This is a genomic window from Mycolicibacterium aromaticivorans JS19b1 = JCM 16368, assembly GCF_000559085.1.
GTDB lineage: Bacteria > Actinomycetota > Actinomycetes > Mycobacteriales > Mycobacteriaceae > Mycobacterium > Mycobacterium aromaticivorans.
In genome coordinates, this window is record NZ_JALN02000001.1 from 4,712,666 (window position 1) to 4,737,315 (window position 24,650).

General features: G+C 67.5%; 21 protein-coding genes. 11 read left to right on the forward strand and 10 right to left on the reverse strand.

What is annotated here, in order from left to right; all coding sequences use genetic code 11:
• The first annotated feature begins 15 nt into the window (after window positions 1-15).
• From Y900_RS22480 to Y900_RS22490, 3 genes are read left to right on the forward strand one after another with little or no spacing between them, the layout of a single operon-like run.
• A complete protein-coding gene (locus Y900_RS22480; protein WP_109751123.1) occupies window positions 16-2,994 on the forward strand; it encodes a bifunctional [glutamine synthetase] adenylyltransferase/[glutamine synthetase]-adenylyl-L-tyrosine phosphorylase in 2,979 nt (992 codons plus the stop codon).
• Window positions 2,995-3,003: 9 nt separating this feature from the next.
• A complete protein-coding gene (locus tag Y900_RS22485) occupies window positions 3,004-3,630 on the forward strand; it encodes a PaaI family thioesterase (RefSeq protein ID WP_036344620.1) in 627 nt (208 codons plus the stop codon).
• The gene (locus Y900_RS22490; RefSeq protein ID WP_036347542.1) at window positions 3,627-4,487 is read left to right on the forward strand and encodes a TIGR03619 family F420-dependent LLM class oxidoreductase; all 861 of its coding nucleotides are present in this window, start codon (window positions 3,627-3,629) and stop codon (window positions 4,485-4,487) included. The genes Y900_RS22485 and Y900_RS22490 overlap by 4 nt, the downstream gene beginning before the upstream one ends.
• 26 nt (window positions 4,488-4,513) lie before the next feature.
• On the opposite strand, the gene Y900_RS22495 is transcribed toward Y900_RS22490, so the two are convergent.
• The gene (locus tag Y900_RS22495) at window positions 4,514-4,810 is read right to left on the reverse strand and encodes a helix-turn-helix transcriptional regulator (protein WP_036344622.1); all 297 of its coding nucleotides are present in this window, start codon (window positions 4,808-4,810) and stop codon (window positions 4,514-4,516) included.
• 138 nt (window positions 4,811-4,948) lie between these two features.
• Between Y900_RS22495 and Y900_RS30430 the strand changes: the two genes are divergently transcribed.
• From Y900_RS30430 to Y900_RS22515, 4 genes are read left to right on the forward strand one after another with little or no spacing between them, the layout of a single operon-like run.
• Window positions 4,949-6,442 carry a proton-conducting transporter transmembrane domain-containing protein gene (locus tag Y900_RS30430; RefSeq protein ID WP_051660204.1) on the forward strand — a complete coding sequence of 498 codons (1,494 nt, stop codon included), beginning with the start codon at window positions 4,949-4,951 and terminating at the stop codon, window positions 6,440-6,442.
• Window positions 6,439-9,003, forward strand: a complete 2,565-nt coding sequence (locus tag Y900_RS22505) for a DUF2309 domain-containing protein (protein WP_036344623.1) — start codon at window positions 6,439-6,441, stop codon at window positions 9,001-9,003. The genes Y900_RS30430 and Y900_RS22505 overlap by 4 nt, the downstream gene beginning before the upstream one ends.
• Window positions 9,000-9,323 carry a P-II family nitrogen regulator gene (locus Y900_RS22510; RefSeq protein ID WP_036344624.1) on the forward strand — a complete coding sequence of 108 codons (324 nt, stop codon included), beginning with the start codon at window positions 9,000-9,002 and terminating at the stop codon, window positions 9,321-9,323. Before Y900_RS22505 ends, Y900_RS22510 begins: the two co-directional genes overlap by 4 nt.
• 30 nt (window positions 9,324-9,353) lie before the next feature.
• Window positions 9,354-9,965, forward strand: a complete 612-nt coding sequence (locus tag Y900_RS22515) for a carbonic anhydrase (RefSeq protein WP_036344625.1) — start codon at window positions 9,354-9,356, stop codon at window positions 9,963-9,965.
• A 13-nt stretch (window positions 9,966-9,978) separates the two neighbouring features.
• Here Y900_RS22515 and Y900_RS22520 read toward each other — a convergent pair whose 3' ends face one another.
• Window positions 9,979-10,386 carry a DoxX family protein gene (locus tag Y900_RS22520; protein WP_036344626.1) on the reverse strand — a complete coding sequence of 136 codons (408 nt, stop codon included), beginning with the start codon at window positions 10,384-10,386 and terminating at the stop codon, window positions 9,979-9,981.
• 120 nt (window positions 10,387-10,506) lie between these two features.
• Entirely contained in the window at window positions 10,507-11,943 is a 1,437-nt protein-coding gene (gene glnA / locus Y900_RS22525; protein WP_036344627.1) for a type I glutamate--ammonia ligase, read from the reverse strand.
• Between the two features lie 179 nt (window positions 11,944-12,122).
• Here glnA and Y900_RS22530 point away from each other — a divergent pair, with 179 nt between their 5' ends.
• Entirely contained in the window at window positions 12,123-12,587 is a 465-nt protein-coding gene (locus Y900_RS22530; RefSeq protein ID WP_036344628.1) for an RDD family protein, read from the forward strand.
• A gap of 46 nt (window positions 12,588-12,633) precedes the next feature.
• Entirely contained in the window at window positions 12,634-13,917 is a 1,284-nt protein-coding gene (locus Y900_RS22535) for an HNH endonuclease (RefSeq protein WP_036344629.1), read from the forward strand.
• Here Y900_RS22535 and Y900_RS22540 read toward each other — a convergent pair whose 3' ends face one another.
• The 6 genes from Y900_RS22540 to sucB are packed head-to-tail and all read right to left on the reverse strand — an operon-like array spanning window position 13,918 to window position 20,846.
• Window positions 13,918-15,711 carry an amidohydrolase gene (locus Y900_RS22540; protein ID WP_081845201.1) on the reverse strand — a complete coding sequence of 598 codons (1,794 nt, stop codon included), beginning with the start codon at window positions 15,709-15,711 and terminating at the stop codon, window positions 13,918-13,920. It abuts the gene before it with no gap.
• A 19-nt stretch (window positions 15,712-15,730) separates the two neighbouring features.
• Window positions 15,731-16,483, reverse strand: a complete 753-nt coding sequence (locus tag Y900_RS22545) for a DUF4191 domain-containing protein (protein WP_036344630.1) — start codon at window positions 16,481-16,483, stop codon at window positions 15,731-15,733.
• A gap of 42 nt (window positions 16,484-16,525) precedes the next feature.
• Window positions 16,526-17,458, reverse strand: coding sequence for a lipoyl synthase (gene lipA, locus Y900_RS22550; protein WP_036344631.1), 933 nt, complete (start codon window positions 17,456-17,458; stop codon window positions 16,526-16,528).
• Window positions 17,455-18,129: a lipoyl(octanoyl) transferase LipB gene (lipB, locus tag Y900_RS22555; RefSeq protein WP_036344632.1), complete on the reverse strand. Its 675-nt coding sequence runs from the start codon at window positions 18,127-18,129 to the stop codon at window positions 17,455-17,457. Before lipB ends, lipA begins: the two co-directional genes overlap by 4 nt.
• A gap of 13 nt (window positions 18,130-18,142) precedes the next feature.
• The gene (locus Y900_RS22560; RefSeq protein ID WP_036344633.1) at window positions 18,143-19,063 is read right to left on the reverse strand and encodes a TIGR01777 family oxidoreductase; all 921 of its coding nucleotides are present in this window, start codon (window positions 19,061-19,063) and stop codon (window positions 18,143-18,145) included.
• A gap of 4 nt (window positions 19,064-19,067) precedes the next feature.
• Window positions 19,068-20,846, reverse strand: a complete 1,779-nt coding sequence (sucB, locus tag Y900_RS22565) for a 2-oxoglutarate dehydrogenase, E2 component, dihydrolipoamide succinyltransferase (RefSeq protein ID WP_036344634.1) — start codon at window positions 20,844-20,846, stop codon at window positions 19,068-19,070.
• Between the two features lie 165 nt (window positions 20,847-21,011).
• Between sucB and Y900_RS22570 the strand changes: the two genes are divergently transcribed.
• The gene (locus Y900_RS22570; RefSeq protein WP_036344635.1) at window positions 21,012-21,347 is read left to right on the forward strand and encodes a hypothetical protein; all 336 of its coding nucleotides are present in this window, start codon (window positions 21,012-21,014) and stop codon (window positions 21,345-21,347) included.
• Window positions 21,347-23,095, forward strand: coding sequence for an SDR family oxidoreductase (locus Y900_RS22575; RefSeq protein WP_036344636.1), 1,749 nt, complete (start codon window positions 21,347-21,349; stop codon window positions 23,093-23,095). The genes Y900_RS22570 and Y900_RS22575 overlap by 1 nt, the downstream gene beginning before the upstream one ends.
• Here Y900_RS22575 and Y900_RS22580 read toward each other — a convergent pair.
• On the reverse strand, window positions 23,092-24,615 hold the full coding sequence (locus tag Y900_RS22580; protein ID WP_036344638.1) for a leucyl aminopeptidase: 1,524 nt from the start codon (window positions 24,613-24,615) through the stop codon (window positions 23,092-23,094). The genes Y900_RS22575 and Y900_RS22580 overlap by 4 nt on opposite strands.
• Window positions 24,616-24,650: the final 35 nt, after the last annotated feature.

The following is a 24,650-nucleotide window of genomic DNA, read 5'->3' on the forward strand; positions in this document are numbered from 1 at the left end:
TGTTGCGATACCGTCGTGCACGTGGCCAAACCAGCGACGCAGCGCCCGCGCGTACCCCGTGTGGGTCGGCTCGGTCTGGTCGAGCCATCCGCCGCCGCCGACCTGGCCAGGTTGGGCTGGGACACCGACGACCATGTCGAGTTGTTGTGGTCACTGTCGCGTGCACCCGACTCCGACTCCGCCTTGCAGACGATGGTCCGGCTGGCCGATGCGCTGGATGACGACTGGCCACAGCTCAATTCCGCGCTGCTGAAGGATCGCGGTCTGCGTGGCCGGTTGTTCGCGGTGATCGGCTCATCGCTGGCCTTGGGTGATCACCTGGTGGCCAACCCCGATTCGTGGCATCTGCTCTCCGGTGACGTCACGCTGCCCGATCCCGCCGAGTTGCGGCGGCTGTTCGATGACTGCATCGCCGAATTCGGCACGGAGCCAATGACGGTCATGCCGGCGCTGCGCGTTCTCTACCGGGATCGGTTGCTGGTCCTGGCCGCCCTCGATACGGCCTCCACGGTGGAGAACGAGCCGGTGCCGGCGTTCTCCACGATCGGTGAACATCTCGCCGACATCGCCGACGCCGCCATGGGTGCGGCGTTGAAGGTGGCGAGCGCGACGGTGTGCAAGGAAGGCGCTGAGCCACCGCGGCTCGCGGTCATCGCGATGGGCAAATGCGGTGCGCGCGAACTGAACTACGTCAGCGACGTCGACGTCATCTTCGTCGGTGAGTACGCCGATTCGGTGAGCACTCGGGTCGCCGGGGAGATGATCCGGCTGGCGTCGGACACCTTCTTCGAGGTCGACGCCGGCCTGCGTCCGGAAGGCAAGCAGGGCGCCCTGGTGCGGACCCTCGAGTCGCACCTCGCCTACTACCAGCGATGGGCCAAGACGTGGGAGTTCCAGGCACTGCTCAAAGCCCGCCCGGCGGTCGGGGACGCCGAGCTGGGGAAGCAGTACATGGCGGCGATCATGCCGATGGTGTGGAGCGCCTGCGAACGTGAGGATTTCGTACCCGAGGTGCAGGCCATGCGCCGGCGGGTGGAGGCGCTGGTGCCTGCGGATCTCCGCGACCGCGAGATCAAGCTCGGGACGGGCGGGCTGCGCGACGTCGAATTCGCGGTCCAGCTCTTGCAATTGGTGCACGGGCGCACCGACGAGTCGCTGCACGTCTCCTCGACGGTTCCTGCGCTGGCGGCACTGGCGGCCGGAGGCTATGTCGGGCGCGACGATGCGGCCAACTTGACCGCATCGTACGAATTCCTGCGGCTGCTGGAGCATCGGCTGCAATTGCAGCGCCTGAAGCGAACTCACACGTTGCCGCCGCCGGACGACGAGGAGTCGCTGCGCTGGCTGGCCCGAGCGGCGCACATCCGGCCCGACGGCACCCACGATTCGCTGGGCGTGCTGCGGGCGGAGCTCAAGCGCCAGAACGTGCGGGTGTCGCGGTTGCACGCCAAGCTGTTCTATCAGCCGTTGCTGGAATCGGTCGGTCCATCGGTGGAAGGCCTTGCCGCAGGCTTGAGCCCGGAGGCCGCCGAACGGCAACTGGCCGCGCTGGGGTACGAGGGCCCGCAGTCCGCATTGACCCACCTGAGTGCGCTGGTCAACCAGAGTGGCCGCCGCGGCCGGGTGCAGTCGGTGCTGTTGCCGCGGCTGCTGGACTGGCTGTCGGACACGCCCGATCCGGACCGTGGGCTGCTGGCCTATCGGCGGATCAGCGAGGCAATGGCCGAACAACGTTGGTATCTGGCCACTTTGCGCGACGAAAGCGCGGTGGCCAAACGCTTGATGCGGGTGCTGGGAACGTCGGCCTACGTGCCAGATCTGCTGATGCGTGCGCCGGAGGTCATCCAGCAGTACGCCGACGGTCCGTCGGGTCCCAAGCTGCTCGACGTCGATCCCGAGGTTGTCGGCCGGGCGTTGGTCGCATCCAGTGGCCGCCATGTCGATCCGATGCGGGCCATCGCGGCGGCACGCACCCTGCGGCGCCGGGAGCTGGCGCGGGTGGCCTCGGCGGATCTACTCGGCATGCTCGAAGTCCGCGACGTCTGTGCGGCGTTGACCTCGGTCTGGGTGGCGGTGCTGCAGTCGGCGCTCGAGGCGGTGGTGCGGGCGAACACCCGCGACGGCGGCGAGGCGCCGGCCAAGATCGCGGTCATCGGGATGGGCAGGCTCGGGGGCAGGGAGCTGGGTTACGGGTCGGACGCCGACGTGATGTTCGTCTGCGAGCCCGGTCCCGGCGTCGAGGAGTCCCGTGCCCTCAAATGGTCGGTGCTGATCGCCGAACAGGTGCGCGCACTGCTCGGAACGCCCAGCGCCGACCCGCCTTTGGAAGTCGACACCAACCTCCGGCCGGAAGGGCGTCAGGGCCCGCTGGTGCGCACCCTGTCCTCGTACGAGGCTTACTACGCGCAATGGGCGCAGCCGTGGGAAGTGCAGGCGCTGCTGCGTGCGCATCCGGTAGCCGGTGATCAGGATCTGGGACTGCGTTTCGTGTTGATGGCAGACAAGACGCGCTACCCGGCTGGCGGAGTATCGGCCGAAGCGGTGCACGAGATTCGGAGGGTCAAGGCGCGGGTGGACGCCGAACGACTGCCGCGCGGCGCCGACCCCAATACCCACACCAAGCTCGGCCGCGGTGGCCTTGCCGATGTCGAGTGGACCGTGCAGCTTCTGCAGCTGCGCCACGCCCACGAGGTGCCGTCGCTGCACAACACCTCGACGCTGGAGACGCTGGACGCCATCGGCGCCGCCGAACTGCTGGGCGAGGACGACGTCGACCTGTTACGGCAGGCCTGGCTGACGGCGACCGCAGCCCGCAACGCGCTCGTTCTGGTCCGCGGCAAGCCGACCGACCAGCTGCCCGGGCCCGGGCGGCAGCTCAACGCCGTCGCGGTGGCCGCGGGCTGGCACAACGACGACGGCGGAGAGTTCTTGGACAACTACCTGCGGGTGACACGGCGGGCAAAAGCCGTGGTGCTCAGGGTCTTCGGAAGTTAAGGGTCGGGGATGGATTTTGAATATGGCGTCATCAGCGCCGACGAGCACGACCGGGTGAAGGCGTTGCACGAACCGCTCGCGGAGGCGCTGCGCAGGCTCATCGATGCCAGCCTGCACAGCGGGGCCGACGCCGAGACCATTGCGCAGGCGCGGCAGACCATCGACGAGGTGAGCGAGACACTCGAACGCACCCCGACCGACCGGCCTCGGATACTGCGTCACGAGGAGTCCGGTCTTCCGGTGGTGTGGCGCAATCCTGCTGTAGGCCGGCACAATCCGCTCGCTCCGCCGATGATCACCCACCACGAGGACGGCCGGTGCTGGACCGAGTTCACGCTCGGGCCGGTGTATGAGGGACCACCCGGGTTGGTGCACGGCGGCATTTGCGCGCTGCTGCTCGACCAGCTCTTGGGCGAGGCGGCCACCAGCCAGCTCAGCAAGCCGAAGTTCACCGGCACGATCACGCTGAGATACCTGCGGGGAACACCGCTGGGACCGCTGCGCGGCGAGGCGTGGCTCGAACGAACCGAAGGCTATAAGACCTACGCGCGCGGATTCCTCAGCGACGCAGAAGGACCGACCGTAGAAGCAGAAGGAGTCTTCATCATGCCGGCGTGGGCGAGGGATGCACAGTGAAATTCTATGTGAGCGTTGCGTTTCTGGAGACCCGTGAGATCGTCGAGATCGCGAAGGCCGCCGATGACCTGGGCTATGAGGGCCTCGGCATTCCCGACCATGTGGTGAACCTGGAAACGCTGTCGACCCCGTACCCGTACACGAAGAACGGCGAGCGGCGCTGGCAGCCGTTCACCGACTGGCCCGACCCGTGGGTGCTGGTCGGTGCGCTGGCACAGGCCACGCAACAGATCAGATTCGTGACCACGGTGTACATCCCGGGGATGCGGGATCCGTATTCGGCGGCGAAATCCATTGGTACTGCGGCTTATCTGGCCGACGGCAGGGTGGAGCTCGGTATCGGCGTCGGCTGGTGCGAAGAAGAGTTCACCCTGATGGGTCAGCAGTTCGCCAAGCGCGGCAAGCGGACCGACGAGATGATCGAGCTGATGCGTGCGTTGTGGCAGCCGGGCTGGACCGAGTTCGACGGCGAGTTCTACAAGACTCCGAGACTGGAGATGATGCCGACGCCGCCGCACATCCCGATCTACAGCGGCGGATTGTCCGACATCGCGCTGCGCCGGGCTGCCCGCCTCGACGGTTGGATCGGTGACCTGATCAGCCTGGACCAGGCGATCCTGCGGGTCGACAAACTGCGCGAGTTGCGTGCCGAAAAAGGGCTCGGCATGGACGGTTACGAGATCCTGACCCCGCTGACCGATGCGTTCACGATTCCGCACTACGAGCGCGCCGCGGCGGCGGGCATCACCGGCATCGTGACGATGCCGTGGATGTTTTACTCCGGCCCTGACGCCTCGACCGCCGACAAGATCGATGGGATGCGCCGGTTCCGTAAGGATTTGGCACTGGACGCCTAGCGTCGGTGTAGGTGGCGGGCCTGCTGTCAGCTCGCGCCGTCCGGGTCCTTCGGCTCATGCAGCACCGCCAGGATCTCGCCGACGCGATGGCCGCGTTCGACGGGATGCCTCAGTGGACGATCCGCGCGGATGCGGTAGTAGTTCCGCCGGCCTTCGCGTAGCCGGTCCAGGTAACCGGCCTCGACCAGATCGCTGACGATGCGCTGTGCGGCGCGTTCGGTCACGCCGACGCGTTCGGCGACGTCCCGTAGGCGGATCCCGGGGTCGCGGGCGATGCACAGCAGAGTGTGAGCGTGGTTGGTCAAGAACGTCCACTCCGCCATGCGCGAATTCTAGTTCGGCATTAACAAGACCGGAAATCTCCCGCGCCTGTTAGGGGTGTGCCCCAACTCGACCCTGTCTGACGACGCACGTTTCGCGAAGCTTGACACACGTATTCTAATACACGTAATTTGTGTCGCATGTTGGTCAACGTGAACGCGCTTCTTCCCGCAGTGACGGTGACACCTGGGCTGTTCGCACTGGTAGCGGCCCTGCTGGCCGGGCGGCGATACCGTTGGCTCGGGTACTCCGGGGCGTTTGTCGCCGGAACGGGCTTCCCCATCGCCTGCGTACTGGCCGTGTTCGCCGGTGTCGGGATGGGCATCGACCGGGTCGCCGCGGTCCTGTTGCTCCTCGTCTTCGGCGTGAGCACCGTCGTCCAGGCGTTCGCGATCCGCTACCTCGCCGGCGATCCCCGGGCGGGCAGGTTCACCGCGGGGGCGTCCCTTCTCACATCCGCCTCGGCCGGGATGGTCACCGCGACGACGCTGCCCGGGCTCGCAGTGGGCTGGACCCTGGCCGGTGTCGCACTCTGTCTGCTGCTGGGGATGTACTGGCATCTGCCCGCCGCTCGGGACGGGGTTCGGCGGACCGCCATCGCGTTCCTCATCGGTGACCTGGCCCTGTGGGGCGTGGTCGTGATCGTCACCGCGCGGTGGGGTGTCTCGGACCTGCGTGCGCTTGCCGACGAGGCGCTCTCCGGGCCGCTGGTTCCTGTCGTCGGCTGCCTCGCGGTGGTCGCCGCCCTTTCCCGCTCCGCTCAGGTGCCCTTCCACAAGTGGCTGCCGGCCACCTTGGCGGCGCCGACTCCGGTCTCCGCCTTGCTGCATGCGGGTGTCGTCAACGCCGGCGGGATCCTCCTGCTTCGCCTCGCCCCGCTGGCCTCCGGCGATACGGCCCGCGCACTGACCATCGTGGCGGGTGCCACCACGCTGGTGTACGGGGCGGTCATCATGCTGGTGAAACCCGATGTCAAAGGGGCGCTTGTGAATTCGACGATGGCACAGATGGGCTTCATGATCCTCACCTGCGGACTGGGACTGTGGGCCGCGACGATCTTCCACCTGGTCGCCCACGGGTTCTACAAGGCGACCCTGTTCCTGTCGTCCGGATCCGGCGTCGCTCGGCGGCGCCGCGCGGCCTTCCATCCGCGCCCACCGGCGATGACCGCTCGACGGCGCCTGCTCAATGGAGCGCTCGCGACGGTCCTTCCGGGCGCCGCGCTCTATGCGGCGACCATGGTCATCCCCATGTCAGCCGGCGGGCAGCACGCCGAGCAGGCGCTGCTGATCTTCGCCTGGGTCACCGGCGCCGCGGCGACGTGGGGTTGGCTGAGACACCTCAGAGGCCCGGCAGACCTTGTCATGGTCCTGGCTGTGCTGCCTCCCGTAGCCATCACCTACCTCGGACTGACCTCAGCCGCAACGCATTACCTGGCGCCCGCCCTGCCCACCGCGATGCCGTCGGCACTGTCCTGGCCCGTCCTCGCCGCCGTGGTGACCATCCTCGCGGCGGTGGCGGCGGTGCGCTGGTCCCCGGGAACGTCGCTGCACCGCGCGATATACGCCAGAGCACTCAGCGCCGGATACATCACCTCGCCACTGCTCGCCCCGTCGAGAGGAGCACGTTCGTGACCGCCACGGAATCGACCACCATCGAGGGCCGCCGGGCCCGCCTCCGCAGTGATGTCGCACTCGCTGCCCGGGTGTTGCCCACTCACTACCCGCTGGAGACGTTCATCGCGGTGAACCCGCTCGCAGGGCTGGAGAACATGCCCTTCGACCAGGCGATCCGGCGCGCCGGCGACGTGTATGGCACGCCAGGTATTTTGCGCATCAAGGACTTCCGCAAGATGCATGGTGCTGGTCGAGTCACAGACGCCGATCTCGATGCTGCGCTGAGTCGCCGCTATCCCAATCTTGCCGGCGCCGAGCCGCTGCGGTTCGGGGGGCGCGACCTGAGCCCACTCGAATTGATGAGAGCCGATCTGCTGCACGGCGTGGGCTGCCTCGAACCGGTGCGCCGCTACCGGACCCGCTCCGAGGAACTCGCCCCGCAGCTCGCCGATACCGTCGACGCGCAGACGGCCAAGTGGTGCACGGCTTTCTTCGGTGCGGGTGCATGGCCGATGCCGGGCCGGGAGAGCGGTTTCTACTCGGCATGGCGGGCGCTGGCTCCCCGCGATCCTTCCCTGAAGCGCGCGGTGCGAGCACGGCTCCGCCGGACATCTGAGCGTGCGGAAGACGCCGCGCTGACGGCACTGGAGGCGCTCGGGGTAGGTGACGACAGGCGCATTGCCTACCTGCAGGCGCATCTCTCCCGGCTGCCCGGGTGGGCAGCGCACATCCACTGGGGTAGCGGCAAGTCGGTGGGAATCGATCTCACTGACTACGCCGCCATGCGACTGGCATACGAGAGCGCGCTGCTCGCCGTCGATCACTCGGACCGCCCCGCAGATCGCCCGGTCGCGACACCGCCGTCGGCGCGGGAACGAGCCGACCACATCGCCACGGTCCTGGGACTCGTCGGAGTCAGTGACGACGAACTATCGGTGGCCGCACGGGTACTCGCGGCAATGCCGGTGACGGCGCGAGAGCCCCTCTGGCAGAGTGCCTTTGAGTCCCACTATCGCGGCGGGCTGCTGCGCGCGCTTGACCGTGCCGCACGAGATCTGCACCGTGAGCACATCCACACCCAGGTGGTGACCTGCATCGACACCCGCTCCGAGGGGCTGCGACGTCACCTGGAGTCGCTGGGCGGATATCAAACGCTGGGATTCGCCGGGTTCTTCGCTGCCGCCATCCGTTTCACCGATCTGATGGGCGGAGTCGCCAGCGACCTGTGCCCTGTCCTCATCGCGCCCAGCCACGAGATCTCTGAGCTCGCATCTGCCGACGGCACGCACCAAGCGGAGCGCCGGATGTCGGGTGCGCGGCGCCTGGCGGGGGCCGAAGCGGCGTTCCACACCGCCAAAGAGGCTGTGGCAGCGCCCTTTACCCTTGCCGAAGCCGCCGGTTGGGCCGCCGCCCCGCTGGCCGCGGCGAAGACGCTGACGCCCGCGCTCAGCGGCGCGATCCGCCGGCATCTGCACACTCTGGCGGTGCCGGAAGCGGCGACGGTGCTCAGCGTGGACGCCATGCCGCTGGCCGAGCGGGTGCTGTTCGCCAACGTTGCGCTCGCCACGATGGGTTTGGTCGACGGCTTCGGCCGGCTGGTGGTGCTCTGCGCACACGGAAGCTCATCGGAGAACAACCCGTACCAGGCAGCGCTGGACTGCGGTGCGTGCGGGGGACAGGCGGGCGGACCCAATGCCCGGACCGCGGTGGCGATACTCAACGAAACCGAGGTGCGCCGGGAACTGCGCGGCATGGCAATCGACATCCCGGACCAAACCTGGTTCGTCGCGGCCCAACACGATACGACCAGGGACCGGATCCAGATCTTGGACCGCCACCTGATTCCGGCGACGCACCAGGAGGACGTCGCGCGATTGGATGTCGACCTGGCTCATGCGGGAGCCGCATTGGCAGCCGAACGCTGCGCGACACTTCCCGGTGCGCGCCGCGTACGCACACGGGCGCGGGCGGCCCGTCACGTCAGCACCAGATCGGTTGACTGGGCACAGGTTTACCCCGAATGGGGGCTGGCCGACAATGCCGCGTTCATCGTCGGTCCCCGTGATATGTCGGCCGGCCTCGACCTCCAACGGCGGACGTTCCTGCACTCCTACGACGCCGAGGTCGACGCGGACGGCAGTGCTCTGGAGACCATCATGACGGCCCCGCTCGTCGTCGCCCAGTGGATCAACTGCCAGTACTACTTCTCGGCCGTCGCGCCCGATGTGTTCGGGGCCGGCACCAAGACCGTCCACAACGTGGTCGGTAGCGCCGGCGTCATCAGTGGGCACAACGGTGATCTACGACTGGGACTGCCCTGGCAATCCATTGCCGACGGCAGCAGGCTGCGGCACGAGCCGATGCGGCTGCTCGCGGTGATCCAGGCTCCGCTGTCACGGATCGACACCATCATCGACCGCAACCCGATCCTGCAGCGGTTGTTCGGAAATGAGTGGGTCAGCCTTGCCGCCAGGCCGAGCGCGGAAGCTCCGTGGCAGCAGTGGACCCGCACGGGATGGCGGCCTTGGTTCGAATCCTATTCCCTACCAACTGTTCTCGATGAAGAGAGGGTCTCATGACTACATCAGCACTCACCAAGATGATCAAGGTCGAGGTGGTGGTTCCCGGCAGCGACGCCGCCGCTGTCCGGGAACTGATCCAAAGTGTCGGCGCCACCGGGTACACCAGCGTGTCCGGCGTCTCAGGGCTCGGGCACCACGGCTACCGGCAGGGCAAGCTGCTGTTCAACCAGCAGGCGGCGCTGGAACTTCTGATCACCGTGGTCCCGGAGGGCAAGGCGGACGCGTTGCTGGCCGGGCTGCGCTCTCTGCTCGACGCCTGTCCCGGAGTGATGTTCGTGACAGAGACCTATGTCAGCCGACCCGAGTACTTCTGCTGAATCCGTATCACCCAGAGAAAGGATCACAATATGTCCAACCCGATGAACACCTGGCATCGTCTGCGGGCCGGCAACGAGAAGTTCTTCGTCCCGGTTCGAGGCGGCCAGCGCGAGCCTGCCCTGCAGGCCCCGATCGCTGCGGTATTCCGTTGCGCGGATGCAGCTGTCGGCAGCGAGATGATTCTCGGGCAGAGTTGGGGCTCGCTGGTCGATGTCAGCACCTGGGGTCATGTCATCGACGACGGTGTCCTGGCCACCATGGAGTGTGCCGTGGACACGCTGGAAGTACCGCTGATCGTGGTGCTGGGCCACGCGGACTGCCGCGCCATGCGTGCCGCGATGAGGGCCTGGGATGACGCGGTGATTCCCGAGGGTGCAACCCGCATTGCCGTGCAGCAAGCACTGTCGTCCATCGTGCGCCGGGGTGCCAGCGCGGACTCCGTCGATGGGGTCACTGCCGCGCACATCGTCGAAACCGGCGTGGCGCTGATGGAGCGATCTCCCATCATCTCCCAGCGGATCGACGCGGGGAAGTGCGGGATCATCTGTGTGACAACCGATCCGGTGAGCGGTCAGTTGCGCACCCATGCGGCCATCGGACCGGTGGGTGAGGTACCCGACACGCTGCTGGAATGCGTGTGACAGGTGCTGACGGTCACCGGCGAAGCCGGCCACCCTGTACTGCGAACGCGCCAGGGCCGGAGAAGGCCAGCAGGAACAGTGCGAAGCAGTACAGAACAGCGAGCTCGCCCTGGTTCTGAATCGGCAGCAGGCCGTGGGGTAGATGCTGGGTGAAGTAGGCGAACGCCATCTCACCGGAGCCGACGAGCGCGGCGATGCGCGTGAACAGGCCGAGCGCCACGAGCAGGCCGACGACGAGTTCGATCACACCGGCCCACCAGTACGGCCAGCTTCCGATCGGGGCTGCGCCGCCCTGGGAGATGGGCCATGCGAACAATTTCACCGCGCCGTGTATGGCGAAGAGCAGGCCGATGACAATCCGGAATATTCCGAGGACGGGGGAGTGATAGCCGCCGAGTCGCGCGTCAAGGGTTTGTGCCATACGACGACAATACTATTCGGACTACGGTCCGGATAGGCGTCGCCCGGTAACGTGCAACGAGGGAGCCCACCCGCCCCGTGGAGGGGTGAGTGGGCTCCGTCGGTCTTGCGCGGCGTCGACTTACACGTCGTAGTACAGCGCAAACTCGTACGGGTGAGGGCGGATCTGAACGGGCATGATCTCGTTCTCACGCTTGTAGGAGATCCACGTCTCGATCAGGTCGGTCGTGAAAACGCCTCCCTCGGTGAGGTATTCGTGATCAGCCTCGAGACGGTCGATCACCGCCGACAGGGACGTCGGCGCCTGCGGGATGTTGGCGGCCTCTTCCGGCGGGAGCTCGTAGAGGTCCTTGTCGACCGGCGTCTGCGGCTCGATCTTCTTCTTGATGCCGTCCAGGCCGGCCATCATCATCGCCGCGAACGCGAGATACGGGTTGCCCGAGCTGTCCGGTGCGCGGAACTCGAGACGCTTGGCCTTTGGGTTGTTGCCGGTGATCGGGATACGCACCGCGGCCGACCGGTTGCGCTGGCTGTACACCAGGTTGATCGGGGCCTCGTAGCCCGGCACCAGGCGCTTGTAGGAGTTCACCGTCGGGTTGGTGAACGCCAGCAGCGACGGCGCGTGATGCAGGATGCCGCCGATGTAGTGGCGGGCGATGTCCGACAGACCGGCATATCCCGACTCGTCGTGGAACAGCGGCTTGCCGTCCTTCCACAGCGACTGGTGCACGTGCATGCCCGAACCGTTGTCGCCGAACAGCGGCTTCGGCATGAACGTGACGGTCTTGCCTGCCGCCCACGCCGTGTTCTTGACGATGTACTTGAACAGCAGCACGTCGTCGGCCGCATGCAGCAGCGTGTTGAACTTGTAGTTGATCTCGGCCTGGCCGGCGGTGCCCACCTCATGGTGGCCGCGCTCGATCGTGAAGCCGGCGTTCTGCAGGTTGGTGGTGATGTCGTCGCGCAGGTCGACGTAGTGGTCGTACGGCGCCACCGGGAAGTAGCCGCCCTTCGGGCGCACCTTGTAGCCGCGGTTGGCCGAACCGTCGGCCTCGAAGGGCTCGCCGGAGTTCCACCAGCCGGACTCGGAGTCGACCTCGTAGAAGGTGCCGTTGATCTTCGAGTCGAAGCTCACCGAGTCGAAGATGTAGAACTCGGCCTCGGCACCGAAGTAGGCGGTGTCGGCGATGCCGGTGCTGATCAGGTAGTTCTCCGCCTTGCGGGCCACGTTGCGCGGGTCGCGCGAGTAGGCCTCACGGGTGAAGGGATCGTGCACGAAGAAGTTGAGGTTGAGCGTCTTGGCGGCACGGAACGGGTCGATGCGTGCGGTGACGGGGTCCGGAAGCAGCAGCATGTCGGACTCGTGGATCGACTGGAAACCGCGCACCGACGAACCGTCGAACGCCAGGCCGTCCTCGAAAACGCTCTCGTCGAACGCTGAGGCGGGGATCGAGAAGTGCTGGACCACGCCAGGCAGATCGCAGAACCGGATGTCGACGTACTCGACTTTTTGGTCCTTGATCAGCTTGAACAGGTCGTCAGCTGTCTTTTCTGCCACTTACTAACTCCTTCGGTGCAGCCGGTTTGACGCAGATATCGGCACGTGGGTTTGTTAACCCGCGGCTGACGCTATGGATCTGATGTTGCACGGTCGTCAAGCTCATGTTGCGCCGACGTTACGCAATGGACCTGCGGCGCTGGACAGGGGGATGCCGCAGGTCCGCATATCCTGGGGCCATGGCACGCGAACTCGGATCCTGGCTGTCCGGACCGGAACCGGTGAAGCCGGGTGACGATGCCGGGTGGCCGGGCAAGGAGCTGGGTCTGCCGGAATCCGGGCCTCGTTCGCTGGCGCGGATGGGCCGGCGTTTCCTGGCACTGCTGATCGACTGGCTGATCGGTTACGGCCTGGCGGCGCTCGGGATGTCGCTGGGGCTGATCAGTATCTCGGTGCTGTCGACGGCGGTCCTGGCGATTTGGTTCGTGCTGGGCGTGCTGTCGGTACGACTGTTCGGATTCACTCCGGGGCAGTACGCGCTGGGGTTGATGGTGATCCCGGTCGACAACCGCCAGCACGTCGGCAGTGGCCGGGCGATCGCCCGGGGATTGTTGCTCGCCTTGGTGATCCCCGGCTTGTTCACCGACGCCGACGGGCGCGGGCTGCAGGACCGGCTGACGATGACGGCTGTCGTTCGGCGCTGACGCTTCTTGTCGGGTCGTGTCGGGGCCGGATGGCATAATCGAACACATGTTCGATGAATTACTCGATATCGACCTGGCTGCCGCGGAGTCGGAGCTGGTCGAACGCATTGCGGCGATGGAGCGGCTGAAGTCCGCCGCCGCCGCGGTGCAGGCGCGGTTGACGGCCGCACTCGACAGCGGGCGGCGTGCCGCGGAGGCGGTGGCCGGGGTTCCTGCCGCCCGGCGGGGTCGCGGGGTGGCGGCCGAGGTGGCGCTGGCCCGGCGGGATTCGCCCAGTCGGGGAAACCGGCACCTCGGATTCGCCAAGGCGTTGGTATACGAGATGCCGCACACGCTGGCCGCTTTGGAGAGCGGGGTGCTGTCCGAGTGGCGGGCCACGATTGTCGTGCGTGAGTCGGCCTGCCTCGATGTCGACGATCGGCGTCGGCTCGATGCCGAATTATGTTCGGATCCGGCCGCTTTGGAGGGTGTGGGGGACAGCGCGTTGGCCGCCGATGCCAAGGCGATCGCCGATCGGCTCGACCCGCACGCAGTGGTGGACAGGGCGGCGACGGCGGAGACCGAGCGCAACGTCACCATCCGCCCCGCCCCGGACACGATGACCTATGTGACGGCGTTGCTGCCGGTGGCGCACGGAGTGTCGGTGTACGCCGCGCTCAAGCGAGAAGCCGATATCAGTTGCGATGCTCGCTCCCGCGGCCAAGTCATGGCCGACGCGCTGGTCGAGCGCGTGACGGGACGGCCGGCCGATCAACCGGTCCCGGTAGCGGTCAACGTGGTGGTCTCCGATCAAATGCTCCTCGGAGCCGAGCAGGGCGCGGCGGTGATCGCCGGTTATGGCTCAATGCCCTCATCGGTGGCTCAGAAGATGATCATGAACACGGTGACCGATGAGCGTTCCCGCGCGACGCTGCGCCGGCTGTACGCAAACCCGGACAGCGGCGCACTGGTCGCCATGGACTCGCGGTCGCGGTTGTTCCCGAAAGGCTTGGCGGAGTTCATCGAACTGCGGGATCAGCGTTGCCGAACCCCATACTGCGATGCGCCGATTCGGCACCACGACCATGCGATACCGCACTCCCGCGGCGGTGCCACCAGCGCCGAGAACGGGCAGGGCCTATGTGAGGCATGCAACTATGCCAAGGAGTCGCCGGGCTGGCAGGTGATCGCCGGTGTCGGCGAGAGCGGCGTTCACACAGCGGAATTCATAACCCCGACCGGGGCGCACTACCACTCTGCGGCACCACCGATGCCGGGCACGCCGAAGATTCCGAGGAGCGCCGCGGAGGTGTATCTCAACGGTGAGCTGGTGCGGGTGATTGCCGCCTGACTAGACCTGGTGGCGGACCTGTCCGTTCATCATCGTCATCGTGACGGTCGCACGGTGGATGTCGTGCGGGTCGATCTCGAAGATGTTGGAATCCAACACGATCAGATCGGCGCGCTTGCCCACCTCGACCGAGCCGACCTTGTCGTCGAGTCGGATCTGGTAGGCGGCGCCCATCGTGTTGGCGTGCACGGCCTCGGCGACGCTGAGCTTCTGATCGGCCGGCGCCAGCGCGGGCGCATGGGGCTCGCCGATCAGCTGGCGGGTCACCCCGATCTGGATGGAATCGAGCGGCCTGTAGGTGGAGAAGTAGCCGGCCGCGGGCCAATCGGTGCCCAGCGAGATCCGGCCGCCGGACCTCAGGATGTCCTGCACGCGATAGAACAACTCCTGACGGGGTTGGCCGTATCGCGCTGCCATGTTCTGCATGGTGTCCGGGTCGGCCGACATCCAGTTGGCCGAAAACTGGCCGGTCACACCGAGTTTGCCGAACCGCCGACTGTCGGGATCCTGGACGTACACCAGATGGGCGATGGTGTGCCTGCGGTCACGCGGCTGGTTGACCGCGATCGCCGCCTCGATCGAATCCAGCGCGGTGCGAGCCGTCCGCTCGCCGCAGGCGTGCACATGAACATCGAAGCCGGCCGCGTCGACCTCGCGTACCAGCTGGCGCCACTGTTCCGCTGCGAACGGCGAGCCGCCGATCGAATCCGGTTTGTCCGCGTACGGCTCGATCAGCCACGCGGTGTATCCACCCTGGGTGCCGTCGCCGATGATCTTCACCGCGCCGACTGTCACAAGTTCTGTCGAGATCCGGTTGCGGATATCGGTCAGCTTCGCCACGGCGTCGTCGACCGGTGGCGCTTTCACGCTGTACGACGCGACGACCCGGAACGGCAGCTCGCCGCGCCGCTCCAGATCGGTGTACAGGGCGATCAATGCGCCCTGATCCTCGCCGATCGGCGGCACCCCGGCATCGAAGACCGAGGTGATCCCCGCCGCCGAGGCCTTCGGTAGCCATGACTCCAGCAGTGTCTGCATCGAGTGCGGCGAGATCGGATCGACGGCGTTCACCAGGCTCAGCACCGTGTCGACTTCGAGGAGATACCCGGTGGGATCGCCGTGCTCGTCGCGGACGTAGTAACTGAAGCCGGGAATCGGGTCCGGGGTGTCGCGGCCGACGCCGGCGATGTCCAGAGCGGTGCTGTTGGCCCACATGCTGTGGCCGTCAATGGCGAAGAAGAACCCGGGCCGGTCCGGCAGTACCCGGTCCAGCTCCTGACGCGTGGGCCCGTCCGGCCCGAACATGTCGACGCGCCAACCGAATCCGCGCACCGGGCCGTCCCGATGCTCCGCTGCGTACGCCGCGATCGCGGCGAGTGCGTCCGCCCCGGTGGGGACCTGCAGGTCGACGCCACTGGTCAGAAACGAGCCGAGGAAAGGATGGATGTGACCCTCGACGAACCCCGGCAGCATCAGGTTGCCCTTGAGGTCAACGACGCAGGTCTCCGGGCCCTCCAGCGACGCCGCGCCGGCGTCGTCACCCACATAGGAAATGGTGTTGCCGGTGACCGCCACCGCCTGCGCCCACGGATGTGCGGGCGACACGGTGTAGATCTTGCCGTTGCGGTACACGAAGTCCGCGTGCTTCTGGCCCACCGCAGCGGGCGGTTTCGCACACGCCGCTGCTGCCGTCGCGACGGCAGTCACAGCAGCAGCACGAAGCGCGGTCCGGCGTGTCAGATCGCCGGACCCCAACGCGCTGAAGTGCGGCGCCCACTCACAAGCAGTACAAATGACATCCCCCCGAAACTGGTCAGCGCCTGCGCACGGTGCGTTGCACGCCCTTCATCTTGGCCTGTGCGGGCAGCGGGCCCTTGGGCATCGCGGCCGGACCCATCCGGGAACCCAGCGCGACGAGCTTGGACTCCAGCGAGTCCATCTGCTTGACGGTGATGTTGGCAGGCAGCTTGGTCAGATGTCGCTCCAGCTTCGCCAACGGCACCTCGCCCTCGCCGTTGCCGACGATCACGTCGTAGATCGGGATGTCGCCGATCAGTCGCGCGGTGCGCTTCTTCTCCTGCGCCAACAGCGGCCGGACCCGAGCCGCGGAACCCTCGGCGACGAAGATCACGCCCGGTCGGCCGATCACCCGGTGCACGGCGTCGAAGTGGCCGGTGGCCGCAACCCCCGGCGTCACCCGCCACTTGCCGCGCAGGTTGTCCAGTGCCCAGGCCGCGGCACCCGTCTGCCCCTCGGCCTTACGGAACACCGACTTCTGCGCGCGCCGCCCGAAGATGATGAACGCCACCAGGGCCCCAAGCACGACGCCGAGCACGATCAGCAGGTAGAGGGTGATCCCGCCGGCCAGCACGCCGGCGACCACCGACGCGGCCACGATCAACACGAACGCGCCGATCATGTAGGGGAGCAGTCGCTTGTCTTCCTTGCGCTGCATCTGGAACGCCTGCCACAACTGGCTGCGGCGCTGCTTGGCTGCGGCCTTGCTGGCGGCCTTCGCCTCGGCCTTGGCTGCCTTGTTCTCGGCAGCGTTACGGGTTTTCGCCATAACTACCAAGAATACGGAACGGTGATCAGCGGTAGGCCGCGGTCACCGCGATAGCTTGTGCGCATCCGCGGCCTGCTGGTACAGCCGGCCGGCCCGATAGGAGGACCGCACCAACGGACCGGACAGCACCCCGGCGAAACCCAGCCCCTCGGCGTATTCGGCCAGCGCGACGAATTCCTCCGGCTTGACCCAGCGCTCCACCGGGTGATGACGCACTGAGGGCCGCAGGTACTGGGTTATCGTGACGATGTCGCAGCCTGCACCGTGCAGGTCGGCCAGCGCGGTGTGCACCTCGTCGATGGTTTCGCCCATGCCGAGGATCAGGTTGCTCTTGGTGACCAGACGCGCCGCGCGGGCAGCAGTCAGGACATCGAGGCTGCGTTGGTAGCGGAACGCCGGGCGGATCCGCTTGAAGATCCGTGGCACGGTTTCCACGTTGTGCGCGAACACTTCTGGGCGCGAATCGAACACCTCACGCAGCAAGGCGGGCTCGCCGTTGAAGTCCGGGGCCAATAGCTCGACGCCGGTGGCAGGGTTGAGCGCCTTGATGGCGCGCACCGTCTCGGCGTACAGCCACGCCCCGCCGTCGGGCAGGTCGTCGCGGGCGACACCCGTCACCGTCGCGTAGCGCAATCCCATCGCCGCCACGCTCTCGGCCACCCGGCGCGGCTCGTCGCGGTCCAGTTCAGCCGGCTTGCCGGTGTCGATCTGGCAGAAATCGCAGCGGCGCGTGCACTGCTCGCCCCCGATCAGGAACGTCGCTTCCCGCTCTTCCCAGCACTCGAAGATGTTGGGACAGCCCGCTTCCTCACACACGGTGTGCAGCCCCTCGCGGCGCACCAGACTCTTCAGAGCGGTGTACTCCGGACCCATGCGCGCACGGGTCTTGATCCACGGCGGTTTGCGCTCGATCGGGGTCTCGGCATTGCGGACCTCAAGGCGCAGCAGCTTGCGGCCTTCCGGTTCAATGCTCACGTCGTCAATGTTACGGGCAGGCGGCCGTCGAGGGCGTCACACACCGCGTCGGCCACCCGGGCGCGGACGTCGTCGACGCCGACGCGGCGGCCCAGTTCCGCCGTCAGCGAAGTCACTCCGGCATCGGTGATGCCGCACGGGACGATCGTCGAATACGCGCGCAGGTCGCAATCGCAGTTCAGCGCGAACCCGTGCATCGCGATGCCGCGGGCCACGCGGACCCCGATCGCGGCGATCTTGCGAGCAGGGCGGGGACCGGTCGCGGGCAGCCACACCCCGGAGCGCCCCTCGACCCGGCCGGCGTCCACGCCGAGATCGGCGCACACCCGAATCAGCGATTCCTCAAGGCGCCGAACATAATTCACCACGTCGAGCGGTTCGGCCAGGCCGATCACCGGATAGCCGACCAGCTGTCCAGGGCCGTGCCAGGTGATCTTGCCGCCGCGATCGGTGTCGACGACGGGTGTGCCATCCATGGGCCGTTCGTGGGGTTCGGTGCGCTTGCCGGCGGTATACACCGCCGGGTGCTCCAGCAGCAGCATCGTGTCGGCCCCGCCTGCCACCCGGGCATCGGCCAGCTCACGCTGCAACTCCCAGGCGGCCTGGTAATCGACGGTGCCCAGATCGCGGACGGCGACGCCCGCCGAGCTGGACCGGATGGACTGACGCACCTGTTCGACGCTACTACCCCTGGGCGGACGTCGTGGCGTAGGCCAGCGCCTCACCGATGGTGTTGTGGTGGAACACGAACCCGGCCCGTTCGAGGGCGGCGGGGATCGCCCGCTGGCCGTCGAGCAGGCCCTCGTCGGCGAACTCGCCCAGCAGGGTGCGCAGGGCGAACCCGGGTACCATCAGCGGCGTCGGCCGGTTCAACGCCCGGCCCAGCGCGGCGGTGAACTCCGAATTGGTCACCGGAGCGGGTCCGGTGAAGTTCACCGGACCTGACAGGTCGCTGTTGTTGATCACGAACAGCAGCGCGCGGATCTCGTCCTCCAGGCTGATCCACGGCATGTACTGCCTGCCGTTGCCGATCCGGGCGCCAAGCCCGAGGTTGAACAGCGGCCGCAACCGGGCCAGCACACCGCCGCCGGGGGAGAGCACCAGGCCGGAGCGGGCGAGCACCACCCGGGCGCCGGCGTCCTCGGCCGCCAGTGCCGCGGCCTCCCAGTCCAGGCAGAGCCGGGACAGGAATCCGCCTCCGGCAGTGGCGGTTTCGTCGACCACCTGGCTGCCGGTGTTTCCGTAGTACCCCACCGCGCTGGCGTTGATCAGCGTCGGCACCCCGGCGTCGGCGACGGCCGCGGCGATCACCTCGGTGGGGCCGATGCGGCTGTCGCGCAGGCTCTGTTTGAACGAACCCGACCACCGCTTGTCGCCCACGTTGACGCCGCAGAGGTTGATCACCGCGTCGACGCCCTCGAGGCCCGACGGATCGAACTCACCGCTGTCGGGATTCCAGTGCAGCTCGTCGCCGTTGGCCGGCGCCCGGCGCACAATGCGCAGCACACGATGGTCAGCGGCGCGCAGCGCCGACACCAGTGCCGAGCCGATCAGGCCGGACGAACCGGCGATCGCGACGACGAGCCCGCCCGTTGGTTGGCTCATGGCGTCACAACCCCAGGTCGGCCTCGAATGCCCCTTCTTCGAGACGCCGCTTGACGGTGGTCAGGAATCGGCCGGCATCCGCGCCGTCGATCAGCCGGTGATCGTAGGTCAGCGGTAGGTAGCAGATGGAGCGCACGCCGATCGACTCGTTGCCGAAGTCGTCGACGATCACCCGGGGCCGCTTGACGATCGCACCGGTGCCCAGCATCGCCGCCTGCGGCGGCACCAGGATCGGGGTGTCGAACAGGGCGCCCTGGCTGCCGATGTTGGTGATCGTGAACGTGCCGCCGGACAGCTCGTCGGGCTTGAGGTTGCCGCTACGGGCCCGCTCGGCGATGTCGTGGATGGCGCGCGCCAGCCCCGCCAGGGAGAGATCGCCCGCGTTGTGCACGACCGGCGAGAGCAGGCCCTGCTCGGTGTCCACCGCGAAGCCGAGGTTCTCGGCGTCGTAGTAGGTGATCTCCTTGGTGTCCTCGTTGTAGCTGGCGTTGATGTTCGGATGCGCCTTGAGGGAGTCGATCACCGCGCGGGCGATGAACGGCAGGTAGGTCAGGTTGACCCCTTCGCGCTCGGCGAAGCTCGTCTTCGCCTTGGCCCGCAGCGCCACGATCTTGGTCATGTCGACCTCGTGGGTCTGGGTCAGCTGCGCGGTGGTCTGCAGCGATTCGCGGGTCTTCTTGGCGGTGATCTGCCGGATCCGGTTCGCCTTCTGCGTCGTGCCGCGCAGATGTGCCAGCGGTGACGGTGTCGCCGCGGCGGCGGGAGCGGACGGCGCCTTGGCGGGAGCGGCGGCGGGCTGCTCCGGCTTTGCCGTCTTCGCCTCGGCGGCAGCCAGCACATCCTGCTTGCGGATGCGGCCGCCGACGCCGGTGCCCTTGACACTGGCGAGGTCGATTCCGTTCTCGGCGGCCAGCTTTCGCACCAGGGGAGTGACGTAGGGGCTGCCGTCGGACGCGTCGCCGTCCTCGGCGGCAGCCGGCGCGGGGGCCTGCTTGGGCTCGGGCTTCGGCTCCGGCTTGGGTTCAGCCTTCGGCTCGGGCTTGGGTTCCGGCTTCGGTTCCGGTTTGGGTTCGGGCTTCGGCTCTGTCTTGGGTTCGGGCTTCGACTCGGCCTGTGGCGCGGCGCCGGCATCCCCGATCCTGCCCAGTTCGCCGCCGACGGCGACGGTGTCGTCCTCCTCGGCGGTGATGGACAGCAGCGTCCCGGCCACCGGTGACGGGATCTCGGTGTCGACCTTGTCGGTGGACACCTCGACCAGCGGCTCGTCGACCTCGACGGGGTCGCCGACCTTCTTCAGCCACCGGGTCACGGTGCCCTCGGTGACCGACTCGCCGAGTTCGGGCATCAGAACCGGCGTCGCAGAACCCGACGACTCCGAGGATCCCGACGACTGTGCGGGCTCCGGCTCCGGCTCCGGTTCGGGCTCCGGCTCAGGTTCGGGCTCCGGCTCAGGTTCGGGCTCCGCCTGGGTCTCCTCGGCGGGCCTTTCCTCCTCGGCGGGAGCGTCAGACGACTCGGCCGGGGCGGACGACTCGGACTGCTCGCCGGCTTCACCGATCACCGCGAGCTCGCCGCCGACCTCGACGGTGTCGTCCTCCTGCGCAACGATCTTCGTCAGCACACCGGACGCGGGAGCGGGAATCTCCGTGTCGACCTTGTCGGTCGACACCTCGAGCAGAGGCTCGTCGACCTCGACGGTGTCGCCCTCTTGCTTCAGCCACCGGGTGACGGTCCCCTCGGTGACGCTCTCACCGAGTGCCGGCATCTGGACGGAGACGGCCATTGTGTTGACTCCCTCGAACGGTCAGTCGTGCGGGTCGGACTTCTGGCATACCACAGCGTCGTGTACCCATCCTGTCATTGCCGGGCCACCCGCACGCACTCAGGGCGACGTGTGATTTCTCTGGCACCATCGAAGGGAAGGACCGCCGGAAGGAGTGCATCGGAGTTGGGGCTGTTCGACAGGTTCCGGGCTGCTCGCCGGGCTGATTCCGTGCTCGCCGCCGACCGGCGGCACTTGCACGAATGGGCTGCGCAGCGCACCGGGGTGGAGGCCTTCGTCGAGCCCGAGACCAGCGTGACCCCGATGACCGTCGTGCTCGTGGCCGCCGACGGTGAATGGACCCGTCGCCCGGCCGATGGCCCGGTCGGTGCCCGCCGGCTCGGTGAAGAGCTCGGAATTCCCGTCTATGACGTGCAGAAAGTCGGTTATCCGCAGCGGATGCGCGACTATGACGCTCGGCGGCGGATCGAACGCCGCCGGCAACGAGACCTGGAGACGTGATGACCATGCGCTATGTCGACAGCACCGACGGGACCCGTCTGGCGGTCTACGAGGAGGGCAATCCCGACGGCCCGACCGTGGTCCTGGTCCACGGCTGGCCCGACTCGCATGTGTTGTGGGACGGCGTCGTGCCCCTTCTGGCGCACAAATTCCGGGTCATCCGTTACGACAACCGCAGTGCCGGAGCCTCCGAAGGGCCCAAGTCGTTCTCGAAATACCGGATGGCCGACTTCGCCGACGACTTCGCTGCCGTCCTCGCCGAACTGAGCCCCGGCGAGCCGGTCCATGTGCTCGGACACGACTGGGGATCGATCGGCTTCTGGGAGTACTTGGGCCGGCCGGGCGCCAGTGACCGGATCGCGTCATTCACATCGGTGTCCGGACCGAGCCTGCACCACCTCATGCGCTACATCCGCGATGGGCTCAAGAAGCCGTACCGGCCGAAACGGTTCGCCCACTCCCTGGCTCAACTGTTGCATCTCACTTACACCTTGCCGCTGTCGATTCCGGTGCTGGCGCCCTTGGCGCTGCGACTGTCCGCGGGAGTGCTGAAGGCGGGAATCACACTCGGCATCCCCCGAGACCGGCTCCACCACGGCGGCACGTTCGCCGACGACGCCGCAAGAGGTGCAAAGATCTACCGCGCCAACGCTTTACCCGCGTTGGTCCATGCCCCACGGGATCTGTATGTCGACGTTCCGGTGCAGCTGATCGTCAACATCGACGACCCCTACGTGCGGCCCTACCTCTACGACGAAACCCAGCGCTGGGCCTCGCGGCTGTGGCGCCGCGAGGTGCGGTCCGGGCACTGGTCGCCGTTCTCCCATCCGCAGGTGCTGGCCGCGGCGGTCACCGAACTGGCCGAGCATCTGGACGGCAAACCGGCCGACCGTGCGCTGTTGCGGGCCCAGATCGGCAGGCCGCGGAAGGACTTCGGCGACACTCTGGTCTCGGTCACCGGAGCAGGCAGCGGCATCGGCCGCGAGACCGCGCTGGCCTTCGCCCGTGATGGCGCCGAGTTGGTGATCAGCGATATCGACGAAGCCGGCCTCAAGGACACCGCGGCCAGGATCGGCGCGCTCGGCGGAATCGCGCATCCCTATGTGCTCGACGTCTCCGATGCCGACGCCGTGGAGCGGTTCGCCGACGAGGTGTGTTCCACCCACGGCGTGCCCGACATCGTAGTCAACAACGCCGGCATCGGGGTGGCCGGCGCCTTCTTGGACACTCCCGCAGAGCAATTCGACCGAGTGCTGGACGTCAACCTCGGCGGTGTGGTCAACGGCTGCCGGGCCTTCGCCCGTCGGCTCGTCGAGCGCGGCACCGGCGGCCACATCGTCAACGTGGCGTCCATGGCGGCCTACTCACCGTTGAAGGGACTGAACGCCTACTGCACGTCCAAGGCGGCGGTGTACATGTTCTCCGATTGCCTTCGTGCCGAATTGTCCTCCGCTGGAATCGGATTGACCACGATCTGCCCGGGCATCATCAACACCAACATCGTGTCGGCCACCGAGATGATCGCACCCTCGGGCAAGCGGGCCGCTGTGGCGACCCGGCGCGCGCAGCTGGAGAACATGTTCGACCGGCGGGGTTACGGCCCGGACAAGGTGGCCAAAGCCATCGTCACCGCGGTCAAGAAAGACAAGGCGATCCGGCCGGTCACGCCTGAGGCGTACCTGCTCTACGGGACGTCGAAGGTGCTGCCGCAGGGGATGCGCAGCATCGCCCGGGCCGGCGTGGTCTAGCCGTTCGCGGCGATGTCCTCCAGGACGGCGTACATCGTCCGGGTCGGCACCCCGGTGCCGCCCTTGGGCGTGTAGCCCCACGGGCCGGAGGTGTTGTAGGCAGGCCCGGCGATGTCGATGTGCGCCCACTGCACGCCGTCGGCGACGAACTCCCGCAGGTACACCCCGGCGACCAGCATGCCGGCGAAGCGCTGCGAGCTGACGTTCGCCAGATCGGCGACAGACGACTTCAGGTCGTCCTTCAGCTCGTCGGGCAGCGGCATCGGCCAGGCGTTTTCGCCTTCGGCCTGCGAGATCCGGGCCACCCGGTCGCGGAAGTCCTCACTGCCCATCACACCCGGGGTGCGGCCGCCCAGCGCGACGGTCTGCGCGCCCGTCAGCGTCGAGGTCTCGATCAGGTAGTCGGGCTGATCCTCGCACGCCCGCACGATCGCGTCGGCCAGGATCAGCCGGCCCTCGGCGTCGGTATTGAGCACCTCGACGGTGATGCCGCCGTACTGGGTCAGCACGTCACCGGGGCGCTGCGCGGTCGACGACGGCATGTTCTCGGCCATCGGCACGGTCGCGATCACGTCGATCGGCAGCCCCTGCTTGGCGGCCAGCACGACCGTGGCGATCACCGCCGCGGCGCCACCCATGTCGGAGGTCATGTGGTGCATCGACGCGGCCGGCTTGATCGAGATGCCGCCGGTGTCGAAGGTGACACCCTTGCCCACCAGGGCGACGGTCTTGCCGCCCTTGCCCTTGGCGCCGCGGTAGGCCAGCCGCACCAGCCGCGGCGGGCGCGACGATCCCTTGCCCACTCCGATGATGCCGCCGTAGCCGGCCTTGGCGAGTGCCTTCTCGTCGAGCACCTCGACCTTCAATCCGGCGGCTTCACCCAAAGCCTCTGCCCGCTTGGCGAATTCACCGGGGAACAGGTGGCTCGGCGGGGTGTTCACGAAATCGCGTGCGGTGGCCACCGCGGTGGCGATCGCGGTGGCCCTGGCGGCGTCCTTCTTGGCGCCGGCCGCGGTGCTCAGCGCGATGATCTTGCTCAGCGCAGGTTCCTTCGGCGCGGTCTTCGCACTGCGGAACTCGGTGAACCGGTAGCTGCCCAGGATCAGGCCCTCGATCGCGGCTTCCAGGTCCAGCTCGGTCAGCGTGGTGATGACGGTGTCGACCCCGGACAGCGAGCGGGCCGCGACCCCGGCCGCACGACGGATGACGTCGGCCGGCCACTCGTCGCGCGGAGTGCCGAGCCCGACGGCCAGGACGCTGCCGACCGCGAGCGACGGCACGTGCAGGCGGGTGACCTGCTCGGCGCCGCCCTTGGCGCCCACTGCGCGCAGGACCACACCGATTTCGCCGATCGCCTCGGCGTCCAGGAACGGCCCGCCGACGACCGTGGGGGAGCCGTCGCCGTCATCCCCCTTCACGCCGCTGACAACCGGGACGATCAAGACCGCCGACTGCGCGCGCTTGGGCAGCGAGGTCGCGACGGTGACAGTGGGGGCGGCGTATCCAGGTTCGGTGCTCACGAGGGTTCACAGTAGACGCGGGGCACTAGTGTTGT

Bases quoted from the DNA above. Each gene is read 5' to 3' on its own strand.
- Y900_RS22575 (WP_036344636.1), top strand. From the start codon at position 21,347: ATGACCATGCGCTATGTCGACAGCACCGACGGGACCCGTCTGGCGGTC.
- Y900_RS22515 (WP_036344625.1), top strand. From the start codon at position 9,354: ATGTCCAACCCGATGAACACCTGGCATCGTCTGCGGGCCGGCAACGAG.
- Y900_RS22530 (WP_036344628.1), top strand. From the start codon at position 12,123: ATGGCACGCGAACTCGGATCCTGGCTGTCCGGACCGGAACCGGTGAAG.
- sucB (WP_036344634.1), bottom strand. From the start codon at position 20,846: ATGGCCGTCTCCGTCCAGATGCCGGCACTCGGTGAGAGCGTCACCGAG.
- Y900_RS22535 (WP_036344629.1), top strand. From the start codon at position 12,634: ATGTTCGATGAATTACTCGATATCGACCTGGCTGCCGCGGAGTCGGAG.
- Y900_RS22495 (WP_036344622.1), bottom strand. From the start codon at position 4,810: ATGGCGGAGTGGACGTTCTTGACCAACCACGCTCACACTCTGCTGTGC.
- Y900_RS22545 (WP_036344630.1), bottom strand. From the start codon at position 16,483: ATGGCGAAAACCCGTAACGCTGCCGAGAACAAGGCAGCCAAGGCCGAG.
- Y900_RS30430 (WP_051660204.1), top strand. From the start codon at position 4,949: ATGTTGGTCAACGTGAACGCGCTTCTTCCCGCAGTGACGGTGACACCT.
- Y900_RS22510 (WP_036344624.1), top strand. From the start codon at position 9,000: ATGACTACATCAGCACTCACCAAGATGATCAAGGTCGAGGTGGTGGTT.
- Y900_RS22485 (WP_036344620.1), top strand. From the start codon at position 3,004: ATGGATTTTGAATATGGCGTCATCAGCGCCGACGAGCACGACCGGGTG.
- Y900_RS22560 (WP_036344633.1), bottom strand. From the start codon at position 19,063: ATGAGCCAACCAACGGGCGGGCTCGTCGTCGCGATCGCCGGTTCGTCC.
- Y900_RS22520 (WP_036344626.1), bottom strand. From the start codon at position 10,386: ATGGCACAAACCCTTGACGCGCGACTCGGCGGCTATCACTCCCCCGTC.